Raw genomic sequence first — 24,658 nt, 5'->3', positions numbered from 1 at the left:
TCGTTGGGGTTAACGGCCTTATCGTCAGCGTCATAAGTATGTGCTTTTGCATAAGGCAACCTGGAAGGTTCGAAAAACCCTCTTTTCCGCTGGATGCAGAATTATAAGCCATTGATATTGCTATGCACTAAAAGTGCTTAAGGAGGGGTTTTCGAACCCTCCATATGTATCCTAACATCGTCTATCTCATAGAGAATACAGCAGGCAATTATCTTTTTGTCGTTAATTTTGAAATGCCTTCGATAGGCTTGGGGCCTATTCATTGATTGGATTGAATAATGCCCTGTGATTTACAGGCGTGCTGACCGATACAGGCAGACTGTTCAAAAAGGAGTTTTTCTCCGCCAGGTTATTGGACGTGTAAAAGGTGGACTGAATTCAAAACTCCATGCCGGCGACAAGCCAAGAGTGTCCTGTTCGTTTTCATCTGATTGCCTGTATTCCACATAAAATACCTGAAATTAGAGCCGCCTTGCAACTGACATCTGTATAAAAAGTGCAAAGACTGACGACGCTACCCGATTGGTACGTTCATACTTTCATATCTAGAAGTCTATATTGAACAAAGCGTCTTTTTTTCCATCAAGTCATTAGTCATTATTCTAATGGACACTAAGTAAAGCGTTTTCTGTCAACAACAGGACAATAGCGTGTGGGATTAAGAACAGTCACATTTCAAAGTGGAAAGTCATTTCGTAGAGCTATCATTTAGTAATATACTAATAATAGAATATTGATCTGATGAATTTTTTCTTTATATTCCATATTCGGAATGAATATTTGTATTGTTTTCTTTTTTCGGATTGTTAAATTGATCTTTGTCAATTTCTGTTATTGCAAAGCATGTTATCGCCCTTGCCTACGGTTAACAGCACAAGCATGAAAGGCTACCTTAATGCCGATTCAGGAAAAGCCGACCTCGTCCGAGGCGGACGCTGATCTTTATGCAACCCGGTCTGCGGACATAACCGTTCCCAAGTTTCGTTTTCCCAAAGGCGAAATGCGTCCTGATGTTGCCGAGGCTCTCATCCGTGATGAGCTGTTTCTTGACGGGAACGCCCGCCAGAACCTGGCAACCTTTGGCCAGACCTGGATGGAGCCGGAAATTCACCGGCTGATGGATCTCGCTATCGATAAAAATATGATCGATAAGGACGAGTATCCCGCAACAGCAGAAATTGAGCGCCGCTGTGTCAGCATCCTTGCTGATCTGTGGAATGCACCAGAGCTTAAAAACTCCATCGGCTGTGCCACCATTGGCTCCAGCGAAGCCGCCATGCTTGGTGGTTTGGCGCTGAAATGGCGCTGGCGCGAAAAAGCCAAGGCTGCTGGTCGTCCGACAGACCGTCCCAACATTGTAACCGGCCCTGTGCAGGTGTGTTGGCATAAGTTTGCCCGTTACTTCGATGTTGAAATCCGCGAAATTCCGCTTGAGCGCGACCGGATCAGCATGAATGCTGAAGAAGTGCTGAAGCGGGTGGACGAAAACACGATTGCGGTTATGCCGACTTTTGGCGTGACCTTTACCTGCCAGTACGAGCCCGTTGCCGAAATTGCCGCAGCGCTGGACAAACTGCAGGCCGAAACAGGGCTGGATATTCCCATCCATGTTGACGCCGCATCCGGCGGGTTTACCGCACCGTTCAAAGAGCCTGACATGGCATGGGATTTTCGTATCCCGCGTGTCGCCTCCATCAACGCCTCTGGCCACAAATATGGTCTTGCCCCGCTCGGTGTGGGCTGGGTTGTGTGGCGTGACAAGTCTGACCTGCCCGACGACCTGATTTTCTGGGTCAACTATCTGGGCGGCAACATGCCGACATTTGCGCTCAACTTCTCCCGTCCCGGTGGGCAGATTATCGCGCAGTATTACCTCTTCCTGCGCCTTGGCCGGGATGGGTATCGTCGCCTGCTCGACAATATGTACGATACGGCAGCCCATATTGCACAAGAGATCGTCAAGATCGGGCCGTTCCACCTGTTCTTTGACGGGGACAGCAAAAAGGGCATCCCCGGCGTTTCGTGGATGCTCAAGCAGGATGGCGCTCCGAGCTGGTCGCTCTTTGACCTCTCTGACCGTTTGCGCACACGTGGCTGGCAGGCTGCGGCCTACACCATGCTGCCAAACATCACGGACGTTGTTGTCATGCGCGTGCTTGTCCGTCACGGCTTTACCCGTGATATGGCAGACCTCTTCCTTGAGGACGTCAAGCGCTCCATCGAGTATCTGGAGACGCACAAGCCCGCAACTCCTCTGGGTAAGGAAAGCCAGCAGACACCGCACCATGCTCTGTCCAAAGGTGCCCTGCCAGCAAAAGCGCCGTAACACGCCTTTTTACAGAATTGACCATTGAAAAAACTGCCACGTTCTTGAAATGATCGTGGCAGTTTTTTCATTTCTTCACCCCGAACTTTCCCCGGAGCAGTTCCTGCCATGGCATGGATCGAAACCGTACTGAGAACCTACCCCCCGATTGCAGTCTTCATTGCTCTGGCCTTCGGTTACTGGTTCGGAAAATTTAATTATCGTGGCCTTGGCCTGGGGGCTGTTACCTCCACGCTGATTGCCGCAGTGGCCATCGGGCAGCTCAATATCCCGATCTCGCCCATGGTTGGGTCCTTCTTCTTCCTGCTCTTTCTGTTTGCAGTCGGATACGGCGTCGGGCCGCAGTTTGTACGGGGCCTTGCAAAAGATGGCTTAAAACAGGCGCTTTTTGCGGTTGTTGTCTGTCTGCTGTGCCTTGGTTCCACCTGGCTTGCGGCACGTTTGGCCGGGTATAATGCAGGCACTGCTGCGGGTCTTTTTGCGGGATCGCAAACTCTGTCTGCCTCAATGGGGCTGGCGACTGACAGCATTAATCAGCTTTCCATCTCAGGGGCGCAAAAACAGAGCCTGCTGAATGAAATGCCGGTTGCCTATGCGGTCACCTATCTGTTCGGCACGGTTGGCTCGGCCATTATCCTTGCCCTGCTTGGGCCTAAGCTCCTGCGTATTGATATTGTCAAGGAATGCGCGGACTACGAGAGCAGCATGGGCGGCATGAACCACGCCCAGAGTGGTGATCTGGCATGGCATCCTTACGAAATCCGGGCTTTCCAGGTAGGGGAGACCACCGCTGTCAACGGCCAGACGGTCTCGGAGATTGAACATCTTTTTCCTCATGGTGGTGTTTTTATCGAACGCCTCCGGCGAGGAACGGAGATACTGGCGGCAAAAAGTGATGCCGTTGTCAAAACAGGGGATATTCTGGCCATCACAGGGCCGCGCCATGTGTTGATTGACGTTATTGGCGCACACGCCAAGGAAGTTGATGACCGCGAGTTGCTGTCTGTTCCGATGGAAGGGATTGATGTCTTTGTGACCAGCAAGGCCATTGCGGGCAAGACGATTGCACAAATTTCCAAAATGCCTGAAGCACACGGTGTTTTTCTGTGCAAAATATCCCGTGGTCTGACCGGAGAGGAAATTCCCCTCCTGCCCAAAACAGTTGTACAGCGGGGTGACGTTCTTTCGGTCAGCGGGCGTACGGCTGATACGACAATCGCAGCAAAGGCCTGGGGGCGTGTTGACCGTCCTGGCAGCATCACCGATGTCATGACGCTGGCGCTGGCTATTACGATCGGGTGCCTGATCGGAGCCATCACCATCCATATCGGCTCTATCCCGCTCACACTCTCAACGGCTGGTGGCGCGCTGATTGCCGGGCTGATCACGGGGTGGATCAGGTCTATTCATCCGACTTTCGGCTATATTCCCACATCAACCGTCTGGTTTATGAATTCGGTTGGGCTGAATGTCTTTATCGCGGGTGTTGGCATTGCATCGGGTCCAACCTTTGTCGCCGGGTTGGAGCATCTGGGGGCTGGTATCTTCCTGTGGGGTGTGTTTGCAACCACATTGCCGCTGGTACTCTCGATCTTTATTGGCAAGTATCTGTTCCGCTTCCATCCGGCCATTCTGCTGGGTGCGTGCGCGGGTGCCAGAACAACAACCGCTGCGTTGGGCATGATCAACGAGATAGCCCACAGCCAGGTGCCTACTCTGGGCTATACAGTGACATACGCCGTTGGGAACACGCTCCTGACCATTTGGGGTATGGTGATTATTCTGCTTATGACATAAGCAGTTTTCCGCTTTTAAGAGAGGGGCGAAAGCCCCCGTGCCTGATGCTCACAGGGGTGAGGGTGCTTGCCCCTGTGAACAAGGCAGCGATTTTTTTGATCCTTTTCCGGGATCACAATTTCAGACCACATGCGTCCATGCGGATGTCTGGTGCTACGCAAAGCCATTGCCGTTGGTGTTACGCGACCAAGCGTTATTGACAGGTGCCTGACAGGCGGCTCTGCAAAAAACAGCTCAAGCCACGTATCCGTTCGCATTCATGCAAACAGGCCACTTACCGTCACGCTTCTTATCAAGCCAGAAGATAAGGGCCTTCACGCCGTCAGAGCCTGCTCTTAACTAATGGTCTGTTTGACAGTAATGGTGATGTTGTTGTCCTGAAATGCCTGCCAGAGGGCAAACAGAGCTGCGTTGCGGGCAATTTTGATATCCAGCCCCTCACACGCCGTCGCGGTGCCTGTCAGAATGGCGGAGCCGTCTGAGACCGCTGTCATGCTGACTGTCGGGGTCACGTTAGCGTTGACCGCGTCGCAGGTATCCAGAGTGCTGGTCATGACCGCCATGGCCTTGTGGATGTCAGAGGCAAAAGGCAGTGCGAATTCCACCGTAAAAACCCCAGGCTTTTGTGCCAGTGTCGCATTCTTGACCGCAGAGGTGATGAACTGGGAATTGGGGACAATCATGGTGGATTTGTCATCCAGCTTGATGTCGGTTGAACGCACACTGATCCGCTCAACCTTGCCCGTAATGCCCGCAATGGTGACAACATCCCCCACGGAGACAGGGCGCTCGGCCAGCAGGATAATGCCCGAAACAAAGTTCTGCACAATGGATTGCAGACCAAAGCCGATCCCGACCGACAGGGCGCTGACAACCCAGGTCATGCTCTGGACTGTAACGCCCAGCACCGAGAGCATGCCAAGCCCGATTAGAATCCACGCCGTATAGCCCAGAATACCCAGAACCGAGGCTTGCGCCCCCGTGTCCAGCCGGGTGGTGGGGAAGAATTTTTCGCTAAACCAGGCTTTGATAACCTTGATGGCATAATAGCCCACAATCGGGATACCAATGCACAGCAGCACGGCGTCGAGGGAAAAACCCGAGCCATCTGAATCATTCTGGCCATGGAAGAAGAAGTGCAGCTGGGCCAAAATCTGGGTGGGGTCAAAGTTGACGCCACTGGTTGCCACAGCACAGGCCACGACCAGCAACAGAATGTTGACCAGCCCCGGAATGACGACACAGGCCTGATTGATCAACCGGGCAGGCAGGCCCAGAGCCAGCAGTTTGCGGCCCAGCGGTGCCCGTGCGGGAAACAGCGCATGGCCCATTGTGCTGGTCAGCAGCGAGAAGAGAACAAGCCCGCTCAGGCTTATGCTCATGATCGCCAGCCATGAAATGACACTGTAGGCCAGCGGAATATAGCCAGACAGTACCGCCACCCAGCATGCAATGGCCACTCCCATGGCGGTATTCCGCAGGAACAGGGCCAGGGGCGGGTAGTTGCTGTCCTCCCCGCTGGCCAGATGCAACTGGCGGGGAATGGCAAACAGCAGCGGGCTTACGGCAAGCGTATAAAGCCCATCAAAAAACTGGACACACAGCAGGGACAGGCCGCTGTGGGTGTCCATGTAGCGCAGGCAGCCACGGGCAATCATGGCAAAAGCCAGCCATGTGGGAAACAGCCGTAGCCTGCGGGCTGTTTCGTCCTCCATGGGGATAATGCGCCATTCGCTCCGGCTGCTCAGCAGACACAGCCCGAGCTCAATCACAAAACCACAGAGAGGGAACTGGGTGGACACCATGTCAGCCAACACTGCCAGGTCGCCCTCGGCGGCGGGGTTGTCAAAGGACAGGACGGCCCAGACCGCCTGAAAGGACAGGGCACAGGCCAGCGTGGCGATGCTGACGCGCAGCGTGGTGGCAGCAATGGGGCGGATCGGGCCATCGGGCAGAAAGCGCAGGGCCAGACGGCGCACAGGCCGGTGGCTGGCAAACCACAGTGCCAGCATGATGCAGGCCACAACAAACCCGCCAAGGGTAATAAAAACCCGCTTGCCAGTCAGCGCGACACTGGCCAGAGCCACGGCCTGTCGGGCCAGCGTGTGCATCCGTGCGCTGTCCTGCGGGAAGGAGGCTGCCAGCCCGGACCAGAAATTCATGCCCAGCGGGGCGGGAAAGCGCTGCCATAGCGTGGCCTGCTTGATGGCGCTGCCATGCTGGCGCAACTCGCTGACAAGTTGCTGCGCTTCCACCTGGTATAGTTTCAGCCGGGTAATCCGGGCGGAAATATCCTGCTGTTGCCGGGTCAGCAGGGCACGCTGCTCGGCAATGGCAGGGGCTTCGGGCACGGCATCCTTGGCGGGCAGGGGGCCAAGAATATCCAGAAAATTCTGATAAACCGCCTGATAGGGTTTAATGCGCGCGATCAGCGCATCGCTCTGCGTCACAAGGGCAGAGGCCCGCTGCAACAGCTTGGTCAGGTTGTCCGCACTCTGGCTACCTGGGTTGCTCAGCAGGTTGCTGCTGTAAATATCACGCAGGGCTGAGCCCATGTCGTTGAGTGTCTTGTCGGACACACTTTCCGTCACATCCGTGATGAAGAAAGGGGCATTGGCCCCTGTCTGTGCTGCCGTGCCGGGCTGTGTCGTGGCTGCCAGCCCATGATGGGTGCCCAGTGTCAGGGCAGGCAGAAGAAACAGGCAGAAAACCAAACAGGCACGCAACAGGGAACGGGGCATCAGGCTACCTTACGCCAGGGACACGAAAAAAAAACGAGCAGGGATTCAATCGCGCGAGGTGGCAAAAGGTTCATGCACGGTGTGTGTCTGTGTCCGCGCAGGGCCCTGTTGTCATGCCCCGGCTGTGGCCGCCTCTGTCAGGCTGGCCCTCGGGCTAGTCGCCGTTGCTGCTATTTTGCAGGTGGGCGCGGTAGCCGTATTTTTCCCACTGGGTGGGGGATGTCATGTGGCGCGGTTCGTGGTGGAACCATCCGCAGGCGGAAAGGCCGAACGCGCATGCCAAAAGCAGAACCGCACGGGTCATAGTCTATCTTTCTCCACATTGCAGGTCAGGGACGGTTGCCAAGGCCTGGCGCAGGGTTTTCTGGGGTCAGCCTGTCAACCTATCTCACCCGTGTGGGGCGTGGGCAAGACAAGAGTGTGATCAGGCTGCTGGTTTTTCATTCTGGTCGGGGTGGTTGGGCACCAGCACCCTAGCGGCGCAGTTCCATGGTTATGGGGCCTTCGCGGCGGCCATGGGTAAACTGATCCACATAGGCGTTGCCGCTGTCCATCAGGGACGCAGCAGGCCCCTGCCAGACAAGCTGGCCCTTGTAGAGCATGGCGGCCTCGTCCCCGATCCGCTGGGCGGAGGCCATGTCGTGGGTAATGGCAATGGCGGTGGACCCTAGCTTTTTGACGCAGTCCACAATCAGCCCATCAATCACGGCCCCCATAATGGGGTCCAGCCCGGTTGTGGGTTCATCAAAAAACAGAATATCGGGCTGGGCAGCAATGGCGCGGGCCAGGCCTACACGTTTTTGCATGCCGCCTGACAACTCGGCGGGGTAAAGCTCCCCCACTGACGGGTCCAGCCCGACCTGGGCCAGAATACTCCCGGCCTGCACGCGGGCGTCCCGGCGGCTGACAAGCTTGCGGGCCAGCAGGCCGAAGGTCACGTTTTCCCACACGGGCAGGCTGTCAAACAGCGCACCATTCTGGAACAGCATGCCGATGCTGCCGCAGAGTTCCTCGCGGCGGCGGGCAGAGGTTGTCAGAATATCCTCGCCATCAATTTCAATCGTGCCGGAGTCCGGGGCCATCAGCCCCAGCATGCAGCGCAGCAGCACAGATTTGCCACTGCCCGAACCACCGATGATGACAAAGGACGTGCCCTGCGCCACATCCAGCGAGATACCGTCGAGCACGGTTTTAGCCCCGAAGGATTTGTGCAGGTTGCGGATGCGGATTTTGGGATGGGGTAAGGTCATGCAAGGTATCCGCAGCAGCTAGTGCGAGAAGAACAGGTCCGTAATCAGGTAGTCAAACGCCAGCAGCGCGATGGAGGCCGCAACCACGGCAGCGGTGGTGGCCGAGCCAACGCCCGCAGCCCCGCCCTTGCTGGTATAGCCTTGGTAGCAGCCCATCAGAGCGATCAGAAACCCGAAAAGAGAGGCTTTGACCAACCCGACAATCACATCCATCGCTTTCAGGCTATTCAGCGTTGCGGTGATGTACCCTGTGGGTGAGAAGTCGAGCTTGAGCACGGCCACCATAAAGCCGCCTGCAACACCCAGCACGTCGGCCACCAGCACCAACAGCGGCAGGGCGATCAGCCCGGCCAGCAGGCGGGGGGCGACCAGGTATTTCATGGGGTTGGTGGACAGGGTGCTGAGCGCATCAATCTGGTCGGTCACGCGCATGGTGCCAATCTGGGCTGCCATGGCAGCCCCCACACGCCCTGCCACCATAAGGCCAGCCAGCACAGGTCCCAGTTCGCGCGTGACAGCCAGTACCACAATGCCCGCAATGGCGCCCTGGGCGTGGTACTGGGCAAAACCGGTATAGGATTGCAGGGCAATAACCCCGCCGGAAAACAGGGCTGTCAGCGCGACAACAGGGAGCGAGAAAAACCCGGTTTCAAGAAAACTGTCCCAGAACACCCGCGCGTGGAACGGGGGACGCACGATGTGGGAAAGCCCGACCAGGGCAAACAGCGTCAGGGCCCCGGCCGCCCGGATGAGGGAGAGGGTGGCGCGGCCAATGCCGGCTATGAGGTCTAGCACGGTGTCCATGGGTGTGCGTTGTTCGCTCCGGCTGCCGGTGGTCGGGTGTATTGCGTGTCGCAGCCGTAGCCTGTCCGGGCAGGGTTCGTCAAAGCCTGAGGCAGCGCATAAGCGGTGGGGTGGCGTTTGTGGGCTTGAGTTTGTTCTCGTTTTACCCCAGATCATGAGGGGCTGCGGCGCAGGGCTGCGCCGCTTTTGGGAGAGGGAATGGGCTGTGGCTAAAAAAGCATCGCGTCAGTATGTGTGCCGGTCCTGCGGCGCGGTGCATGCCAAATGGGCAGGCCAGTGCGATGCCTGCCAGGAATGGAATACGTTGGAGGAAATGGCACCAGAGCCTTTGGCGTCGTCCTCTGCATCCCGCGCAAGTGGGGGGCGGCGTATCCGGCTGGAAGAGCTGGAAGGCAAGGTGCAGCCCCCGCCGCGTATTGGTTCTGGCATTGCGGAACTGGACCGGGCGCTGGGGGGTGGTTTTGTGCCTGCCTCTGTTGTGCTGCTGGGGGGGGACCCCGGCATTGGCAAGTCCACCCTGCTGTTACAGGCCGCCAGCAGGCTGGCCGGGCAGGGCGAGCGGGTTTTGTATATCTCGGGGGAAGAGGCCGCCGACCAGATCCGCTTGCGGGCCCAGCGCCTTGGCGTGGTCACACAGGCCCGGCTGGAACTGGCAGCCTCCATCAATGTTGCTGATATCGTGGCTACGCTGGACGCCGAGAAAGACGTGCGGATGGTGGTTATCGATTCCATCCAGACCATGTGGCTGGAAACAGTGGAAAGTGCCCCCGGCACGGTCTCGCAGGTGCGGGCCTGTGCGTTTGAGCTGATTCGCGCGGCCAAGCGGCGGGGCTTTGCCCTTGTGCTGGTGGGGCATGTCACCAAGGAAGGTGCCTTGGCCGGGCCGCGTGTGCTGGAACACATGGTCGATGCCGTCATGTATTTTGAGGGCGACCGTGGACATCAGTTCCGTATCCTGCGGGCCGCAAAGAACCGTTATGGCGCTACGGATGAAATTGGCGTGTTTGCCATGACCGACCGGGGGCTGGAGGAAGTCAGCAACCCCTCGGCCCTTTTTCTGGCAGAGCGGCGGGGCAATATTGCCGGGTCAGCAGTCTTTGCCGGTCTGGAAGGCTCTCGGCCCGTGCTGCTGGAGGTACAGGCCCTGCTGGCCCCCAAAGGGGGGGATGGGTCACCCCGCCGGGCGGTCGTGGGGTGGGACAGTGGCAGGCTGGCCATGCTGCTGGCGGTGCTGGAAACCCGCTGCGGCCTTAAACTGTCGGGGATGGATGTGTATCTCAACGTTGCAGGGGGCTTGCGCGTGGTGGAACCCGCAGCCGATCTGGCCGTTGCGGCAGCGCTCGTGTCAGCCGCGACAGGTGTGTCGACAAGCCCCGGTGAGGTTTATTTTGGAGAGGTCGGTCTGTCGGGGGAAATCCGGCAGGTCGCGCAGGCCGATGCCAGGCTGAAGGAGGCCGCAAAGCTTGGCTTTACGCAGGCTGTGCTGCCAAGGCGGATTGCCCGTGGCAATGCGAGGGCCCGCCCGCCAGAAGGGTTGAGCCTGCGGGAACTGGGGCATATTTCCGACCTGGTGGGGCCGGAGGTAGAGGCCGAATAACAGGCTCTTGAGGCTCCCTGCGTTTTGATCACAGCAAGGGTCTTGCAAGCCCGTGCGGGTGGCGTTATAGAAAGCCACCTGTGAACGCGGATGTAGTTCAATGGTAGAACGGCAGCTTCCCAAGCTGCATACGGGGGTTCGATTCCCCTCATCCGCTCCAGATTTCCTTTTCCATACAATTTGTTAACAGCATGCGTGCCATTGATACCTTTGGTGTTGGGGGCTGATGTGTCGTGCTTTGTTACCGAAAGGTGACAACGTGTTGCATGGTGCAATTTGATCCGAATATGCTGTGCAGGCATGTCCGGTTCTGGGCGCCGGGCCTCTGTTATGTTCCTTCCAGCCCCATGGTGCGACTGTCCGTGAAGCGTTTTGTGCGTCTTGCCCTCCTTGTGGTGTTTGTCCTCATGCTGGTGGCGGGGGGGCTGGTGTGGAACCATTACCGTCTGGCGTCACGCCTGCCCGACGGTGTGCTGGCCGGAAACGGGCGGCTGGAACTGACCCGGATTGACGTGGCGGTGCAGTATCCGGGCCGTGTCATACGTTTGATGGCGCGCGAGGGGGATAACGTCACCGCAGGGCAGGTGCTGGCCCAGCAGGATACCACAACGGTGGATGCCCAGTACGCTCAGGCGCAGGCCGAGCAGGCCCGTGCCGCAGGGGCCGTAGGCCGGGCGGAAGCCGAGCGTCAGGCCCGTCAGGCCGCCCTTGATCTGACGCGTGATGAACTGCGCCACGCCCGGACCATGCGCGCACAAGCACTTGTGTCGGATATGGAGGTTAAACAGCGCAGCACAGCGGTCGATGCAGCGAGTGCGGCTGTGACCGCTGCCAGCCGTGCGGTGGATGAGGCCCGGGCGGCCGAAGCTGCGGTGCAGGCCAAGATGGCGCAGGTGCGTTCCATCATTCACGACATGACCATTGTGGCCCCGGTGGCAGGCCGGATCGAATATCGTGTGGTGGAAACAGGCAGTGTGCTGCCCCCCGGAGGGCGTATTTTTGCCATGCTGGACCCGGTGGACCCGTATATGACCATCTTTTTGCCCACAGCCGCCGTCAGCCGCCTGAAGGTGGGGGATGATGCGGTGATCGCGCTTGATGGTATGGAGCGCAGCATTCCCGCACGGCTCTGCTTTGTGGATGACGAGGCCCAGTTTACTCCCAAATATGTTGAAACCGCGAGCGAGCGTGAGCAGCTCGTCTATCGTGTGAAACTGTGCGTGACCCCAGCCGCCCAGCGGGCTTTGGGTGGAATGCTCAAGGCGGGAATGACGGGCGAGGGGTATGTGCGTACCAGCCCCACGGCAGGCTGGCCCGATGGTCTGACCCGCCACGGCATGGTGCAATGACAGCCAACACAGGTGGGATCACTGTTGAGGGGGTGCGCCATGGCTACGATGGGCGCGAGGTGCTGCATGACATTGCCTTCAACCTGCCTGCGGGGCAAAGCATAGCCTTTGTCGGGCCGGATGGGGTGGGCAAGTCCACCCTGCTGGGGCTGATTGCGGGGGTTCGGCGGCTTCAGCAGGGGCGTATCAACACTCTGGGCGTGGACCTGGCCGACCGCCGCGCGCGTGAGCAGTTTTTGCCACGTATTGCCTTTATGCCCCAGGGGTTGGGCAAAAACCTGTATCCAACCCTGTCCGTGCGGGAAAATATTGATTTTTTCGGCCGTCTTTTCGCACTGGATGAAGCTACCCGCAAAGCGCGCATAGACCATCTGCTGGACGCCACGGGCCTTGCCCCTTTTCCCGACCGCCCCGCCGGGCGACTGTCGGGTGGGATGAAGCAGAAGGTCAGCCTGTGTTGTGCCCTTGTGCATGACCCCGACCTGCTGATTCTGGATGAGCCGACAACAGGGGTGGACCCGCTGTCGCGGCGGCAGTTCTGGGCGCTGGTGGAGCAGATGCAGGCTTCCCGCCCATCCATGACGGTCATTGTCTCAACCGCTTATATGGACGAGGCCGAGCGCTTTTCCTGGCTGGTCGCGATGAACGACGGCAAGGTAATGGCCTGTGACACCATACAGGCCATCAAGGCCAGAACAGGGGCCACGACGGTGGAGGAGGCCTATATTGCCCTGCTGCCGGAGGAGGAGCGTCAGGGGGCAGGCAATTTTGCCATCCCGCCTTTTAAGGATGATGGCAGCCCGCCTGTGATCGAGGCTGAGGACCTGACACGCCGGTTTGGCAGCTTTGTTGCGGTTGATTCCGTCAGCTTTCGTATTCACCGGGGGGAAATCTTCGGGTTTCTGGGGTCCAACGGGTGTGGCAAGTCCACAACCATGAAAATGCTGACCGGGCTGTTGGACATTAGCAGTGGCAAGGCCATGCTTTTTGGCCACCCCGTTACAGCGGGGGACATGGCCACCCGTATGCGGATTGGCTACATGTCGCAGGCGTTTTCCCTGTATGAGGAACTGACAGTCCGGCAGAATCTTGTTTTGCAGGCGCGGCTTTTCCAGTTTTCCGCGAAGGAGGCCGACCGGAGGGTCGATGCCGCCTTGCAGGAGTTCGCGCTGGCCGATGTGGCGCAGAGCAGGCCCATGGGGTTGCCGTTGGGCTACAGGCAGCGGCTGCAACTGGCGGCGGCCTGTATCAACGCGCCTGATATTCTTATTCTTGACGAGCCCACATCAGGCGTGGACCCCGCCGCGCGGGATATGTTCTGGAAACATCTTGTCCACCTCTCGCGTGATCAGGGGGTGACTATTTTTGTCTCCACCCATTTTATGAACGAGGCTGCACGGTGTGACCGTATCTCCCTTATGGACAAGGGGCGCGTGCTGGCCATGGACACCCCGGCGGCCATTACCGCGCAGGAACATGCGGCCACGCTGGAAGATGCCTTCGTGGCGGTGCTGGAGCGCGCAGGCAACAGCACTGCCATTGCTTCAGCCGGTCTGGCCTCCATCGGGCAGGCTGCGGGGCGGGTGTCGCCTGTGGTCCTGTGGTTTGCGCGCTGCTGGGCCTTTGCCCGGCGTGAGGCTGTGGAGCTGATGCGTGACAGGCTCCGTCTGGCCTTTGCGATCCTGGGCCCGATCGTGCTGCTGCTGATTGCGGCCTATAGCGTGTCGTTTGATGTCAATGTCGTGCGCTTTACTGTGCTGGACCGCGACCAGAGCCAGATAAGTCGTGGCCTGATCGAGCAGTTTCGTGGCTCCTCCTATTTCAAGGAAATGGCTCCGGTGCGTGACAGGCCAGCGTTGGAAGCCCGGCTCCGGCATGGCCAGGCTGCCTTGGGGCTTGATATTCCTCCCCATTTCGGGCGCGATGTTCTGGCAGGCCGCAAGCCGGATGTTGCGTTAATTATTGATGGCTCCATGCCTTTCCTCAGCGCTAATGTGCGGGCTTATTCCGACGCTATCATGCTGCAGGAGGCGGCCTTTCTTGGTCGTGGTGTGCCAACCCCACGGGGCATGGGGGGGCTGCCGTTCAGCGTTGTGCCGCGCTTTGTGTATAATCAGGAATTCCGCAGTATTTACGCCATTACGCCGGGCATGATCATGCTGGCGCTCATTCTTGTCCCCACCATGCTGACAGCCCTTGGCGTGGTGCGGGAGAAGGAAATTGGCTCGATCATGAACCTCTATGCCTCGCCCGCGTCATCGGGGCAGTATCTTGTAGGCAAGCAGTTGCCTTATGTGGGGCTGGCCATGCTGTCCTACTGTGTGCTGGTGGTGCTTACGGTGCTGGTCATGGGGGTGCCGCTTAAAGGTTCTCTACTGGGGCTGACGGCCGGGGCCACGCTCTATATTCTGGCCAGCACGGGGTTCGGGCTGTTTATTTCAACATTCGTGCGCTCGCAGGTGGCTGCCATTTTTGGTACGGCCATTATCTGCCTGATCCCGGCAGTCAATTTTTCCGGCCTGCTGTACCCTGTATCCACACTGACCGGGGTGCCTTACTATATTGCCAAGGCGTTTCCGACCGCGTGGTTCCAGCTTATCAGCCTTGGGTGTTTTACCAAGGGGCTGGGCTTTGCCTTTTTCTGGCGTGTTGACTGTGTTCTGGCCGGGTTTGCTGCCTTTTACATGCTCTGTGCCTGCATGCTGCTGAGGAAGCAGGATACATGAGACGCTGGCTGATCAACGTAGGGCTGCTCTGCCGCAAGGAATTCCATAGCCTTGTGCGCGATTTTATTCTGTTCGGGCTGATCATTTTTGCATTTTCGGCAGCAGTCGTCATTGTGGCTGATGGGGTGAAGATTGATGTGTCCAACGCCACAGTCGCCTTTGTGGATGAGGACCACTCCACCCTGTCCCGCCAGTTGCGGGCTGCGGTGTTGCCTCCCTATTTCAAAACGCCGGTTGTTGTCGCGCGGGCGCAGGCTTCCAGCGGTATGGACCGTGGTACGTATAACTTTGTTATTGATATCCCCCCCCGGTTTGAGGCCGATCTGCTGGCAGGGCGCAAACCCACCGTGCAGGAGCAGATAGACGCAACCGCCATGACACAGGCGGGGCTGGGGGCGGTTTATCTCCAGCAGATTTTTGTGCAGCAGGTCGCTGCGCAGATGCATGCACCGGGGGGGGAGGCCAGCCTGCCTTTCCGGGTGGACAGCCGTATCCGCTTTAACCCCAATAGCCAGTCTTTCTGGTTTACGTCCGTCATGCAGGTGGTCACGGATGCGACGGTGCTGTCGATTATTCTGGTAGGGGCAGCGGTTATCCGCGAGCGTGAGCACGGTACAATCGAGCATCTGCTGGTCTTGCCGGTCTCAGCGGTGGAAATTGCCATGGCCAAGATTGTGGCCAATGGCACGGTTATTTTTATCGCCAGCCTGCTGTCGCTGGAATGTGTTGTGCATTGGGGGCTGGGGGTGCCGCTGGCGGGGTCCATGCTGCTGTTTGCAGGCTGTCTGGCGCTGTATTTGTTCTCGGTCACATCGCTGGGGATGATGCTGGCAACCATTGCCCCGGCCATGCCTCAGTTTGGTCTGCTGGCGGTGCCGGTCTATGCGGTCGCTTATCTGCTGTCGGGGGCTGCAACCCCGGTGGAAAGCATGCCCCCGGCCATGCAGCTTGCCGTGCGGGTGCTGCCCACGACGCAGTTTGTCAGGGTGGCGCAGGATATTCTGTATCGGGGGGCCGGGCTGGAAACAATCTGGCCGTCCGTTCTGGCAATTATCCTGTCATCCGCGTTGTTTTTCCTCATGGCGCTGGCCCGTTTCCGCTCCATGCTGGCCAGTCAGGGGTAATGCTTATGTCCCGTTCCAGATTTTTTGCCCGTGGGGGGGCAACTGTGGTGTTCCTGCTGGGGGCTGCGGGGTGCTCGCCTTTTCCGCCAGCAAAGCCTGTGTCCAGTGTGACGCTGCCTGCACGGTTTGAGGCTGCCCCTGCCGTGGGTGAGGCTGCGGCTCCAGGGTGGGCGCTGCCGGTCTGGTGGCGGGCCTGGCATGACCCCGAACTGGACAGGCTGGTGCAGGCTGCTCTGGCGGCCAACCTCGACCTGCGGGCCGCGCAGGACAGGGTCAAACAGGCGCGTGCTTATGCAACGGTTGTGGATTCAGCCCTGTACCCAACAGTCGGGCTTACAGGTAATATAGCCGGTGGGGGTGTTAACTGGCGGCACCCTGTGTCCCCCTTGCTGCACAGTGTAGCCCCCGACATTCAGGACCCTGCCACAGACGGCCATCTGGCTGGGGTTGGGGTTGCGTGGGAGCCAGATGTATTTGGCAGCCACCATGCTGACAGTCGTGCTGCTGGGCAGATGGTGCTGGCCGCGCAGGATATGGTGCAGGGTGTCCACATGGCCATTGCGGCGGATGTGGCGGCCAATTACCTGACAGCCAAGGGTGTGCAGCAGCGCATGGCCTTGCTGGAACGCTCGGTCACGGTCTTGGCCCAGCTTGAAACCTATGCCCGCGCCCGGTTTGACGCCGGACAGGCAACCCGTGCTGATGTACAAAGTATTACCGGGCAGAAACAGGGGATAGAGGCTGAACTGCCGGTATTGCAGGCCACACTGGATACCTGTCGGCACCGGCTGGCCATTCTGGCCGGGTTGCCGCCAGAGCAGGCTCCCAAGCTGGATGGTCCTGCGTCCTATGTGACCCCACCTGCCCCTGTGGGGGAGGTGCCGGTGAGTGTGCTGGACCGGCGGCCCGATGTGCGCCTGCGTAGGGCGGTGGTGCAGGCCGATGTGGAACGGCTGACGAGTGCCAGAAACCAGCTTTTGCCCCATTTCGGGCTGGAGTTTTTTGGCGGTGACGGGCGTTTGCGCTTTGATGGTCTGCCCGGCCTGTCAGGCACCGGCGGGCTGGTGGCTTTGACAACTTACCTGCCTGTTTTTACCGCAGGGCGCGTGCACGCCCAGATCCATGCAGCCGATGCCCGGTTGGATGAAGCTGTGGCCCAGTATGACCAAACCCTCCTGACGGCGCTGGCGGAAGTGGAAGATGCCTACGAAAGCCGCTCCAGTCTGGACAGCCGGATTGAAAGCCTTGTGGCGCAGGAGGCCTCAACCAGCGCTGCGGCTCAGGCGGCCCGTGGGTTGTATGAAGGCGGGCGCATGACCATGCAGGATGTGCTCGAAGCCCGGCTGCGGCTGATCCGTGTGCAGGATGCCGTGGTGGAAGCCAGAACCCGGCAGGCGCTTGCCACTGTCGGGTTGGTCCGCGCACTGGGTGGCGGTTGGGGCGACTGATCGCCAGAGACTGCTGCCCTCCAGTCATGGCTTGCCGGGCTGCTGTGTGAGCCAGCCCGATTGTTTCCGTTTGGCGTAACACGGCCGGGCAGGGTAGGCATGGCCAGTTGGATATGATGAAATGCCAGCCTCCAAGGTGACAGCACGATATTTTGTGCCGCCGCCCTGCCGTGTATTGGTAATGCCCGATTACTGGGAAGAGAGATTTGAATGCAGGACGATATTCTGGAACTGGCCTACGAGCTTTCCCGTGTTACACGCGAGAAAATTCACGTTATTGATTCCGTTATGCGCGAAGCGCGTTTCCTTGCAATCAATACCCGTATCGAAGCCGCCAAGGCGGGACAGGCAGGTGCGGCCTTTGGCCTGCTGGCGGATGAAATGGGCCGTATCTCAGCCCGGATTATTGAAGTCGCGACCGAACTGCGTGGCGCAACCGACAGCAGCACCTCCCGCCTGCAACAGGCCGGGAGCGAGCTGTTACAAACCAGCCTGGGCGAGCGTTTTACAGACCTGGCGCTGAATGCGGTCGAACTGATTGACCGTAACCTGTACGAACGCTCCTGCGATGTGCGCTGGTGGGCAACAGACAGCGCCCTGGTCGGGGCATTGGCCGATGGCACGCCGGAGGCCTGTAATTTTGCCGCTGACCGGCTTGCAACAATCCTGCGGTCCTACACGGTTTATCTCGACCTGTTCCTTGTCAATCTTGATGGCAAGGTGGTGGCCTGTGGCAGGCCCGATAAGCACCGCAAGCTCTACAACAGCAACATGTCGGGCGAGGAATGGTTTACCCGCGCTCTCAATACCCAAAGCGGGGACGATTACGCCGTGGCGGATGTTAATACCGTTCCGGCGCTGGAGAATGCCCAGGCCGCCATTTATGGCACTGCGGTGCGCGCGGGTGGTGCGGCACATGGGCGTGTGCTGGGGGTGCTGGGCATTGCGTTTGACTGGGGCACTCAGGCGGATGCCATTGTCAAAGGGGCTCGCCTGACAGAAACGGAACGGAGCCGGACCCGTGTGATGCTGGTGGACGCCCAGAAACGGGTGATTGCATCCTCCGATGGCAAAGGCCAACTGGTTGAACAGTATGACCTGAAAGTTTCTGGCCCGCAGGGGTTTTATATTCAGGGCGACAAGTTGATCGCTTACGCCCGCACACCGGGTTACGAAACCTATAAGGGGTTGGGTTGGTACGGCGTGCTGGAAATAGCGCATGTGCCCTCAACGGCTGCACGGCACGTAGTGGGTGGCAAGCGGCGTTAAAAACACCTTTTAATGGCAGCAGTTTTGCCCTCAGAGCATGTTGCTGTCCGGTGTTGTGTAGCACAGGGCAAGTCTGTCCCGGCTTGCCTTAAGGCTGCATTGGGTCCTGTTGTCTGGTCTCTTGCGACAGGAAGGTCAGAAAAGCCTCGGCAGCCTTGCTGCGATAGCGTTCCTTATGGCGCAGGGCATAAAACGGGCGCTCAGCCAGAATGGACGATGCAGCCCACAGCGTTCCAACCGCAAGGGAGGGCGCTACGACAAGGGATGAGAGGGCCGCAACACCAGCCCCGGCTTCGGCTGCGGTGCGGACACTTTCATTGGATGGCAGGACAAGCGCGGTCTGGAGGGTCAGCGGGTCTATGCCCATGGCCTGCAAGGCTGCATCCAGCGCCGAGCGTGTTCCAGACCCCGTCTCCCGCATGACCCAGCGGGCCTGCGCCAGCCAGGTTGCGGTCGGGGCAGGGGCTGGAAACGGACGATGGCTGACAAGGCAGAGCTGGTCCCCGCCCACCTGCCAGCGGGCCAGAGCGGGCGTGTCCACCCAGCCTTCCACAAACCCCAGTTCCACACTGCCATCGCAGACCAGTGCCGCAGCCTGGTGGGTATTGTGCATGACCAGTTCTACCGCAAGACCGGGGTGGCGGGCCTGAAATAGGGCCAGAAAAGGGGGCAGCCAGTAGGCGGCTATGGTCTGACTGGCCACAAGCCGCAGGGTGCCGCGTCGCAGGTCACCCAAGTCATCCAGCGTGGCCTGTGCGGCTGCGGCCCGTGCCAGCACCTGCCGGGCTTCCTCCAGAAAAAGCCTGCCTGCGTCGCTGAGCATAATGCCGCGGCCAACACGGTGGAACAGCCTGACCCCATGGTGGTTTTCCAGCGCGGCAATGGCGGCCGAGGCCGCTGATTGCGTAATATGCAATGCTTTGGCGGCGGCCGTCATGTGTTCGCGCTCGGCCACGGCAATGAAGATGCGAAGTTGCTCAAGCGTCATGGCAGTCTCGCGCTCCAATCAATCAGAATTAGAGATCAGAATAACACAAAATATGCGTTGGAGTGATCAATAAGGGAGGGGCTACAGCAAAAGGCGAAAGGACTATCGCCATGCTTGTCGCTCCCCTTCAGGTTCAAAATAACGCTCAGTTCAGGCTGGCATTATGGTCTGTCCTGCCCGGCATTGTCGCGTGCGTGGGCGTTGCGCTCGGAGCCAGCATGCTGGCGTGGGTGGAAGGACAACTGCTGGGGCGGGTCTGGCTAGAGGCTCTGGTGCTGGCCATTCTGCTGGGCATGGGGCTGCGGGTTTGCCTGCGCTCTTCCATTTGCCATCTGCGGCCGGGGATCGACTGGAGCGCCCGCTACCCGTTGGAGGTCGGGGTCATGTTGCTGGGGGCGTCGGTCAGCGCGACGATGCTGCTGCGGGTTGGTCTGCCTTTGCTGTTTGGTCTTGTGGGTGTTGTCGCTTGTGCCATCATGCTGGGGTACGGCATTGGGCGTTGCCTTGGGTTAAATGCCCATATGGCTTTGCTGGTGGCCTGTGGAACCTCCATTTGCGGTAACTCCGCCATTGTTGCGGTCGCTCCGGTGATCAAGGCGGATGAGGACGATGTTGCAGCTGCTGTCGCTTTTACGGCGCTCCTCGGTGTCGTGATGGTGCTTGGCCTGCCTGTGCTGGGGAGCATGCTGGGGCTGAGTGTTGCCGCCTACGGGGCTTTTGCCGGGTTGACGGTCTATGCCGTGCCGCAGGTTGTGGCGGCGGCTGCCCCCTTTGGTACGGTGGCTGTGCAAATGGGCACATTGGTCAAACTGGGACGGGTGTTGCTGCTTGGTCCTGTGTGCCTGTGTTTGGGCGTGCTGGGGCCACGGTACCTGCCACCGCCTGCTGGCCAGCCGCGCGGGCCATATCGGCCCCGGCGTGTGCTGGATTATGCGCCGTGGTTTGTCATGGGGTTTGTCGGGTTGCTGGCCTGCCGGAGTATGGGGCTGGTGCCGGTGTGGATGGTTCAGCCCTTGGCCGAGGCGGCTTCTGTTCTGACAATTATCGGCATGGCGGGGCTAGGGTTGGGGGTGGAGTTTGGGACTGTTCTGCGGGCAGGCGGCAGGGCGACGGTGGCAGCCTTGTTGGCGCTACTGGGCTTGATGGGCTTGAGCCTGCTGCTGTTGCATATGCTGGGGGCGGCATAAGGCAGGCTGGGTTAGCTTGGACGCTGTTGCTTCAAAGTAGTCATGCAGTAGTCAACTGGCGTAATATTCTGCAAGTGGGCCAAAGTGTTAAAGGCTGTCGCACTTTTTAAAAAGGCGGCAGCCAGAAACTTTTATACTGCTCTCAAAACCTGCTATCAGGCGGTTTTCAGGTAATATGCAGCTTGTCCAGTTGCACCAGCAGGGGCAGGCGCTGGGCACGTAACAGCAGGGAGGCCGCAAGAATAATGCCGCCAGCCCCCGCAATGCCCATGGCCACATTGCGCTCTGGCACCAGAGAGCCCAGAACCGCACCGATGAACAGGGCAATAATAGCCGCAATCCTGCGGCTGTTGCCCATGTTGTCGCCCCCGGCCACCGTACTGTGGTGGGCCAGCCCGTGCAGGACAATCGTGGCAGCGGGCAAAGCCATGTCGGGCAGTCTGGCGTGGCGGGTGGCGGAAGTCTGCAACCCCATGGTGACAGACAGCAGACCCAGCGTAATATAGGTGCCGCCGGGCAGGTGGCACGACCACATCCAGGCTGTCAGCCCCATAAGGGCGCTGACCCCGAGCAGAATATCCCCCACAATCAGGCGCATGCTTGTATTGCGGCGCACCAGCCGCCCCCCGGCCAGCGCCCCCAGATAGAACAGGCCGATTGCTTCCAGTCCGGAAAAGACAATGGCCTGCGATGTGGCAACATTGATAGCCATCAGAATGATGCTGGCCGTTAGATAACCTGCAAACATTTTAAGATGCAGGAGTGAGATGGCGTCGAGCATGCCCATGGCAGTGGTGACAAACAGGATGGCGATGACAAGTCTGGCGTCATGGCCCTTGGGGGGTGTCATGGTGGCTCCGGGGTGGGTTAAGGCGTGATGCCTGTGAGTGTGAAAGAAAAGGGCATTGTTTCTAGCACCCTGCTTTTCCATCAGGAATTGTATGGAATGAGGGGGAGGCATGCCATGTATGCGGGTTTCGGGTCGGTTTGTGGCACTGGGTGTCCATGATCATATCATCACCAGAACGTGATGCGCTCTGCAAGGGGTGTTATGACGCGCAGCCCGGCGGCTCTGTCAGGTCTGGCCTGCATAAAGTGCTTGAAGGAGCATGGCAGGGTGGACGGTGAGGGCGATATTTTTGGTTTTTCCAAACATGATGGAAAATGAAACAATTTTCCAATCCTGAGGGATGGGCTGGGCAGGGTCGGGTAAGCTCTGCCAGCCCGCATAAAAGCACGTGGCTGGGGGGTATGCCCCCTGTGGGTGGGATTGGCGCGGTGTGGTGCGGCCTGCCGCCAGGGCTGGGCTGTGGTCTGCCATGTGGATTGTGCGCGGTGGGCTGCTTGATCTTTTAGGAGGTTACGGGGCAGTTTGGCGCATATTCGGTTGTGGAGATTCTCAATGAAACTGATTGCCGTACGTGCCATGTCGGCGCTTGCCATCACTGCTTCCATGCTGGCTTTTGTGCCCGCGCAGGCCCATGCAGAAGACACCGGTGCCCCGGTGACCCGCGCTGGTGACACATCACGCCTGACAACGGTTGATCCTTCCGGTTTTGTCGATTCCATCGCCCCGGCTGAAAACGCAGGCCTGCTGAACTACTGCGTGCAGAATGAATACGTCCCATATGACGAAGCATTCCGCACCCTGCAGGCGTATGTGAAGAAGACCAACGCCGTGCCCGCAGGCAACGAAGGCAACCCCGCTTACGCCGTGGGCACAGCCGGGCAGCTTCAGGCTAACGGCCATACCTATTCCATCGCTCTGGCAGTCCTGCCCGTGCGCCAGAAGACCTGCGCTGCTGTTTACGCGCGTGCCAAGGCTGCCCTCTAAGGCAGGCTAGGGTGGCGGGCGTAGGCCCGCCGCTGCAATACCGGCAAGGTTACGGCATTATAAGAAAGGCTGCTTCCCTCAGGGGAGCGGCCTTTTCCTACATGGGGATGATTTTTCTGCCGATTTTGTTTCGGGAGTGTCTTTACCTGTCCCGCGTCAATATGGTCAAAGCGCGATACTGCGTCGTTTAAGGCAGGCACGAATCAATAATAAAGGACCAGAAAGCGTGGCAGACAGGTTTTCCCTTCCGGCCGGGGCCGTTGTTGCTGATCAATATCGGGCGCGCGTGCGTGACGCACAGCATGACCCGGAAGCTTTCTGGCTGGCGCAGGCGGGCAGGCTTGCATGGCATACTCCGCCCAGTGCTGCGTCACGCTCCTATTTTACGGGCGATGTGCAGATTTCCTGGTACGCCGATGGCCAGCTTAACGTGTCCGAAAACTGCCTGGACCGCCATGTTCTGACCCAGCCCGACAAGGCCGCGCTGATCTGGGAAGGGCAGGAAAAAGGCCAGAGGGAAGTCCTGACCTACCGCGATCTGCACGCACGGGTCTGCCGTCTGGCCAATGTGCTGCGCCGTCTTGGGGTCCGCAAGGGGGAGCGCGTTGCCATCCACCTGCCTGCGGTGGCCGAGGGTGTTGTGGCCATGCTGGCCTGTGCGCGTATCGGGGCCATTCATGTTGTGCTGTTTGGTGGCTTTTCGGCCGAAGGTCTGGCCGAGCGTATTCAGGACAGCAGTGCCGGGGTGGTGATTACCGCCGATGTGGCGCGCCGTGGCGCAAAGCTGATCCCCAGCAAAACGACCATGGACAAGGCTCTGGCACTCTGTGCCTCTGGCGGGTCTGTGCGGCATGTGCTGGTTGTTTCTGTCAGCGGGGTCGATGTGCCCATGCAGGAAGGCCGCGACCTGTCCTACGAAGCCGAGGTGGCGCAGGAAGAGGCAGACTGCACGCCTGAAGTCATGAACGCCTGTGACCCGCTGTTCCTGCTCTATACATCTGGCAGCACCGGGCGGCCCAAAGGGGTGGTCCATAGCTCTGGCGGCTATCTGGTCTGGGCGGGGCTGACGCATGAGCTGGCGTTTGATGCCCAGCCCGACGATATTTTCTGGTGTACGGCCGATACAAGCTGGATTACGGGGCACACCTATGTGGTTTACGGCCCGTTGGTGAATGGTGCGACGGTCCTGATTTACGAAGGTCTGCCCTCATGGCCGGAGCCGGGCCAGTGGTGGGATGTCATAGATCGGAACAAGGTAACGGTTTTTTACACCTCGCCCACCGTTGTCCGCGCCGCAATGCGTGAAGATGAAGCCGTAGTCCGCGCGCGCTCGCTGGCCAGCCTGCGTGTGCTGGGCACGGTGGGCGAGCCGATCAGCCCCGAGGCATGGACATGGTTTTCTGAGGAAGTTGGTCGTGGCCAGTGCCCCGTGGTGGACACCTGGTGGCAGACGGAAAGCGGGGGGGTGCTCATTACCGCCTGTGCCGGGCAGGTGCCGGGCCGACCGGGGGCCGCAGGCCTGCCCCTGCCTGGGGTCGAAATCGCCCTGCTGGGCACGCAGGGCCATACCACTGTGGATGGGGAGGGCGAGGGCTTGCTGTGCCTGTCGCGCTCCTGGCCCGGACAGGCCATGACCCTGTGGCAGGACCATGACCGTTTCCGCCAGACCTATTTTTCCACCTGCCCCGGATACTACTTTACGGGCGATGGCGCCCGGCGGGAAAAGGATGGGTATATCTGGATTACCGGCCGGGTGGATGATGTGGTCAATGTTTCTGGCCACCGTATCGGCACGGCAGAAATCGAGGATGCCGTAGCGACTGACCCCGAAGTGGTGGAAAGTGCGGCTGTTGGCATCCCCCATGACCTCAAGGGTCAGGGGCTTGTGGTGTACGTGGTTGCAAGGGAGGAAGGGCGGCTGGACCCGGCCCGCGTGGCGCGTGCCGTGGGCGAAGGCGTGGGCCGTTATGCGGTGCCTGAGAAAATCTACATCGTCAAAGACCTGCCCAAGACACGCTCTGGCAAGATTGTCCGCCGTCTGCTGCGCAAGATAGCGGCGGATGAGCTGGACAACCTGGGAGACCTGTCTACCCTGTCAGACCCGGAATGCGTGCAGGCGCTGATCCGCCAGGTGGCGGAGCAGAACGGCTGACGCAGCCGACCAAGGCCGTAGAGGCAACAGTCTGACAGGGATAGGCACCACCCCTGTCAGAGCCAC

17 protein-coding genes and 1 tRNA gene are annotated in these 24,658 nt (G+C 59.3%); 12 read left to right on the top strand and 6 right to left on the bottom strand.

What is annotated here, in order from left to right; genetic code table 11:
* Positions 1-895: 895 nt before the first annotated feature.
* Together FLP30_RS01645 and aspT are read left to right on the top strand one after the other, a co-directional pair.
* A complete protein-coding gene (locus tag FLP30_RS01645; RefSeq protein ID WP_149278059.1) occupies positions 896-2,326 on the top strand; it encodes a glutamate decarboxylase in 1,431 nt (476 codons plus the stop codon).
* Between the two features lie 108 nt (positions 2,327-2,434).
* Positions 2,435-4,123: an aspartate-alanine antiporter gene (aspT, locus tag FLP30_RS01640; protein WP_149278058.1), complete on the top strand. Its 1,689-nt coding sequence runs from the start codon at positions 2,435-2,437 to the stop codon at positions 4,121-4,123.
* 335 nt (positions 4,124-4,458) lie between these two features.
* Here aspT and FLP30_RS01635 read toward each other — a convergent pair whose 3' ends face one another.
* The 4 genes from FLP30_RS01635 to FLP30_RS01625 form a co-directional block, all read right to left on the bottom strand.
* Positions 4,459-6,864 carry a mechanosensitive ion channel domain-containing protein gene (locus FLP30_RS01635; protein WP_149278057.1) on the bottom strand — a complete coding sequence of 802 codons (2,406 nt, stop codon included), beginning with the start codon at positions 6,862-6,864 and terminating at the stop codon, positions 4,459-4,461.
* A gap of 154 nt (positions 6,865-7,018) precedes the next feature.
* Entirely contained in the window at positions 7,019-7,168 is a 150-nt protein-coding gene (locus tag FLP30_RS14050) for a hypothetical protein (RefSeq protein ID WP_168200030.1), read from the bottom strand.
* Positions 7,169-7,337: 169 nt separating this feature from the next.
* Positions 7,338-8,114, bottom strand: coding sequence for an ABC transporter ATP-binding protein (locus tag FLP30_RS01630; protein WP_149278056.1), 777 nt, complete (start codon positions 8,112-8,114; stop codon positions 7,338-7,340).
* A gap of 18 nt (positions 8,115-8,132) precedes the next feature.
* Positions 8,133-8,918: an MlaE family ABC transporter permease gene (locus FLP30_RS01625; protein ID WP_149278055.1), complete on the bottom strand. Its 786-nt coding sequence runs from the start codon at positions 8,916-8,918 to the stop codon at positions 8,133-8,135.
* 205 nt (positions 8,919-9,123) lie between these two features.
* Between FLP30_RS01625 and radA the strand changes: the two genes are divergently transcribed.
* From radA to FLP30_RS01590, 7 genes are all read left to right on the top strand, one after another.
* Positions 9,124-10,515: a DNA repair protein RadA gene (gene radA, locus FLP30_RS01620; RefSeq protein WP_149278054.1), complete on the top strand. Its 1,392-nt coding sequence runs from the start codon at positions 9,124-9,126 to the stop codon at positions 10,513-10,515.
* 86 nt (positions 10,516-10,601) lie between these two features.
* A tRNA-Gly gene (locus tag FLP30_RS01615) sits at positions 10,602-10,675 on the top strand.
* A gap of 187 nt (positions 10,676-10,862) precedes the next feature.
* Positions 10,863-11,864 carry an HlyD family secretion protein gene (locus FLP30_RS01610; RefSeq protein ID WP_210419293.1) on the top strand — a complete coding sequence of 334 codons (1,002 nt, stop codon included), beginning with the start codon at positions 10,863-10,865 and terminating at the stop codon, positions 11,862-11,864.
* Positions 11,861-14,590: a ribosome-associated ATPase/putative transporter RbbA gene (gene rbbA / locus FLP30_RS01605; protein ID WP_149278053.1), complete on the top strand. Its 2,730-nt coding sequence runs from the start codon at positions 11,861-11,863 to the stop codon at positions 14,588-14,590. The genes FLP30_RS01610 and rbbA overlap by 4 nt, the downstream gene beginning before the upstream one ends.
* The gene (locus FLP30_RS01600; RefSeq protein WP_149278052.1) at positions 14,587-15,714 is read left to right on the top strand and encodes an ABC transporter permease; all 1,128 of its coding nucleotides are present in this window, start codon (positions 14,587-14,589) and stop codon (positions 15,712-15,714) included. The genes rbbA and FLP30_RS01600 overlap by 4 nt, the downstream gene beginning before the upstream one ends.
* Positions 15,714-17,162: an efflux transporter outer membrane subunit gene (locus FLP30_RS01595; RefSeq protein ID WP_149278051.1), complete on the top strand. Its 1,449-nt coding sequence runs from the start codon at positions 15,714-15,716 to the stop codon at positions 17,160-17,162. Before FLP30_RS01600 ends, FLP30_RS01595 begins: the two co-directional genes overlap by 1 nt.
* Before the next feature lie 210 nt (positions 17,163-17,372).
* Entirely contained in the window at positions 17,373-18,431 is a 1,059-nt protein-coding gene (locus FLP30_RS01590; RefSeq protein ID WP_149278050.1) for a cache domain-containing protein, read from the top strand.
* Between the two features lie 88 nt (positions 18,432-18,519).
* Here FLP30_RS01590 and FLP30_RS01585 read toward each other — a convergent pair whose 3' ends face one another.
* Entirely contained in the window at positions 18,520-19,419 is a 900-nt protein-coding gene (locus FLP30_RS01585; protein ID WP_149278049.1) for a LysR family transcriptional regulator, read from the bottom strand.
* Positions 19,420-19,529: 110 nt separating this feature from the next.
* Here FLP30_RS01585 and FLP30_RS01580 point away from each other — a divergent pair, with 110 nt between their 5' ends.
* On the top strand, positions 19,530-20,606 hold the full coding sequence (locus tag FLP30_RS01580) for a YeiH family protein (protein ID WP_149278048.1): 1,077 nt from the start codon (positions 19,530-19,532) through the stop codon (positions 20,604-20,606).
* Between the two features lie 166 nt (positions 20,607-20,772).
* Here FLP30_RS01580 and FLP30_RS01575 read toward each other — a convergent pair whose 3' ends face one another.
* Positions 20,773-21,456 (bottom strand): YoaK family protein, encoded by a 684-nt coding sequence (locus FLP30_RS01575; protein WP_149278047.1) that lies wholly within the window; start codon positions 21,454-21,456, stop codon positions 20,773-20,775.
* 552 nt (positions 21,457-22,008) lie between these two features.
* On the opposite strand from FLP30_RS01575, the gene FLP30_RS01570 reads away from it, so the two are divergent.
* Together FLP30_RS01570 and acs are read left to right on the top strand one after the other, a co-directional pair.
* On the top strand, positions 22,009-22,440 hold the full coding sequence (locus tag FLP30_RS01570) for a DUF2501 domain-containing protein (protein ID WP_149278046.1): 432 nt from the start codon (positions 22,009-22,011) through the stop codon (positions 22,438-22,440).
* Positions 22,441-22,666: 226 nt separating this feature from the next.
* Entirely contained in the window at positions 22,667-24,592 is a 1,926-nt protein-coding gene (gene acs, locus FLP30_RS01565) for an acetate--CoA ligase (RefSeq protein WP_149278045.1), read from the top strand.
* Positions 24,593-24,658: the final 66 nt, after the last annotated feature.

It is taken from the genome of Acetobacter vaccinii, assembly GCF_008365315.1.
GTDB classification, from domain to species: Bacteria; Pseudomonadota; Alphaproteobacteria; order Acetobacterales; family Acetobacteraceae; genus Acetobacter; species Acetobacter vaccinii.
This window is presented reverse-complemented; position numbering and strand designations above follow the sequence as displayed.